2 protein-coding genes are annotated in these 2,213 nt (G+C 57.3%); both read left to right on the top strand.

The genetic code is table 11. The annotated features are described in order from the left end of the window. On the top strand, positions 1-264 hold a 264-nt coding region (locus ACESNG_RS12050), incomplete at its 5' end, for a polysaccharide deacetylase family protein (protein WP_373069149.1). Positions 265-746: 482 nt separating this feature from the next. Continuing rightward, positions 747-1,802: a glycosyltransferase family 2 protein gene (locus ACESNG_RS12045; protein ID WP_373069147.1), complete on the top strand. Its 1,056-nt coding sequence runs from the start codon at positions 747-749 to the stop codon at positions 1,800-1,802. Positions 1,803-2,213: the final 411 nt, after the last annotated feature.

Genomic DNA, 2,213 nt, shown 5'->3' with positions numbered 1-2,213 from the left:
TGGGAAGGCACGTTGAAAGAGCCGACCGTCGTGCTGACGTTCGACGACGGCACAGCGGATTTTGCAATAAAGGCCGCTCCCTTGCTCGAGCAGTACGCGATGCCCGCCACGGTGCACCTCACGACTTATTACGCACGGCGCCAGCTACCGGTGTTTGACACCTGGCTGGCGTACTTGTTGTGGAAAGGTGCGGGGCAATCGGCCAATGTCGGGCCGTTCGGCAAGATTGCGATGCGTCCGACCCGCGGCAACTCGAGTGAATGAGACGCGTTGCACCTCCGGCTGCGTGCTGCATGCACGGAGCAAGAAATGAGCGCGCTCGAAAAGGACGCGGTGCTTCGCACTTTATGTGACTCGTTGAGGGTGTCTTACGACGACTACTGTGCACGCCGAATAATGCATATTATAAAAGAGCGGGAAATTCGAAATCTGCTAGGCACACTGGTAGACATTCAGCTTCACACACATCGACATCGCAGTCCCAGTGAAAGAACGGAGTTGCATGCAGAGTTGTACGCCAACCAGCTCGCGATCGAAGCGATCTCCGGAGATGACCGCCTCCGAACGCATTTCGGAATAGAAGTCTGCAAAGGAAATGGCTGCACGAAACTGGGCTTGCTCCGACAGGCGTCGAATCGCAAACTCCACTCACGCGCGGCGAGACCGTCGATGGTAGGTTCAGATTGCATACGCCTATATCGCACAGGCAGCGTTGCCTGTCGTCAACAGAGCGGTGCAATTTCGGCATGCGTTCGGGCAGATCAGATTCCTCTAGAATTTCCATGTCCGCTTTTGTAGACGAGCAACAACCCCCTTCGGTCTCAGTAATCGTGCCCGCTTTCAACGCAGGCACCTTCATTGAACGGTGTCTCGGCTCCATCGTTGACCAGAGCTATCAGCCGGTCGAGACACTTGTAGTCGACGATGCGTCGACGGACGATACTCCGCAAATAGTTGCTGCGTGGGCGACGGAACGTCTCAATCTGAGACTGATTTCGGCCGGAGAAAACGCGGGGCCGGCGAACGCTCGCAACCTCGGCATCGCTAGCGCGACCGGCGAGTGGATCGCGTTCCTTGATGCTGATGACTTTTGGCGTACAGACCACCTTGCCCGACTAGTGGAAACGGTATCGAGGTTTCCGATGGCCGACGTCGTGTTTAGCACCGTTGTCGGCCAAAGGGAGATGCGGCGTGGTCCCATGGGACTGTCAATCGAGATCCAGCGTCCGATCTATGCGCTTTTACGGGAGAACTTTGTGCCCCAGAGCGCTGTCATGGTTCGCCGCTCGTCACTCTCGACGGGGGGTGGCTATCGAACGGGCTCTCGGTACGCCGAGGACTATGACCTCTGGCTCCGACTTTCCGCGGAGAAGCACGCGTTCGCTTGGACGGGCGCTGACACCTGCGAACGGAGCGAGCATAACGAGCAGGTTTCAGCGCGCTTTCCATTGCAGATGTTCGGCAGTGCCTGGAGCGCGCGCGAAGAGGCAGTGCTCCGGCTCCCCAATTGGCCTGACGATGCCGAGGCGTCTACGGCCTTACAGTCGGCGGCAAAAATAGATCTTGAAGCGGCGTGGAGCTTTCGCAGCAAGGAAGCGATCCGCCATGTAATCCGGGTTACAAGTTGGGTGCCGGACTCAGCGCGGCTTTCCTTACCGTGGGAACGTCGCATATCGTGGCAATGGTCGTTCTGGTACGCCGCCGTGTGGCTTTATGATCGCCTTCCTCGTCAAGTTCGCGCGCTGCGAAACGAGGCGAAAGCGAACGTAAGGCGCCTTCGTCCGTCAAATTGCTTTCTCTGACGGGGCTTGAGGATGGGCGAATTGAAGCTGCCTTTTGCGCGATGGCAACGTAAAATAAGTACTGGGCGACTCGTGAAGCAGACGCGGACTGCGGATACTTTGCGTATCACACGGGAGGCCTACCAGATCAGAGCTTCCCAAACGCGTATCGCTGATTGTGCGTTCTCTAAATTCTGGCACCGATTTTCTCTAACATTCTGTCGCAGGCTGAGCCATACCGTCCCACGTTAGCGCCGTTCCCCTCTCTGCCAATATGAGTGAGACACCGATCCATCCCGAGTTTAGTGTACGAGGGTGATCGAGGCCGTTCCCATGTCGTTTGCTCTTTCCGTGATGCCGTTGCTCCATCAAGATACCGGGGTGTCACCGACCCGGACCCGTCGTCAGTTTAGCACCGCCTATAAGCTCCAG

Source organism: Gemmatimonas sp., assembly GCF_041689975.1.
Lineage (GTDB): Bacteria > Gemmatimonadota > Gemmatimonadetes > Gemmatimonadales > Gemmatimonadaceae > Gemmatimonas.
The sequence above is the reverse complement of the archived record's forward strand: the minus strand, read 5'-3'. Positions and strand labels throughout refer to the sequence as shown.